This window comes from Hymenobacter agri (assembly GCF_054778495.1).
This window is the reverse complement of sequence record NZ_BAAGZM010001315.1, coordinates 1-517: the sequence shown is the minus strand read 5'-3', so window position 1 is coordinate 517 and position 517 is coordinate 1. Positions and strand designations below refer to the sequence as shown.

Below are 517 nucleotides of genomic sequence, written 5' to 3'. Positions count from 1 at the left end.
CGCCGCGCTTGGCGGCCTCAATGGCCCCGCTGCGGCGCTGGTCGCCGGCGCGGCCGTAGGCGGCTCCCTGCTCGATGAGGGCATCGTCGAATGGCCGGTTGTAGAACACGAACTTGCCTTTCACGGCCGCCTCGGGCAGGTTGCGCACTTCTTCGAGACTATGCACTTCCACCACGCCGGCTTTCAGTTTGCCGCCGGTGCCCACCGAGCCGCCCAGCGCGCACACCGCCACACGCACGCCCTTGTCTTTATTACCAATGATTTCGCCGCGCTCCTGCCGGCCCCGCACCCAGTGCGGCACCATCACCTCCTGCAGATACACGCGGTCGAAGCCGGCTTTTTCCATCGTGGCCTTGCCCCAGTCCACGGCCAGCTGGGCCTGGGGCGAGCCCGACAGCCGTGCCCCGATGGTGCCGGTGAGGTAGCGCAGGTTCTCATAGCTCTCGCCTCGCAGCAGGGCTTCATCGAAAATCCGGCGCATGGCCAGCGAGTCGGTGCGGTCGGGCCGGGCGGCGGC

Annotated in this window: 1 pseudogene; it reads right to left on the bottom strand. The window is 68.3% G+C overall.

From position 1 onward, the window contains the following. Positions 1 to 517, bottom strand: a pseudogene (locus ACYVDE_RS25990) (peptidase M28 family protein); the annotation flags it as partial.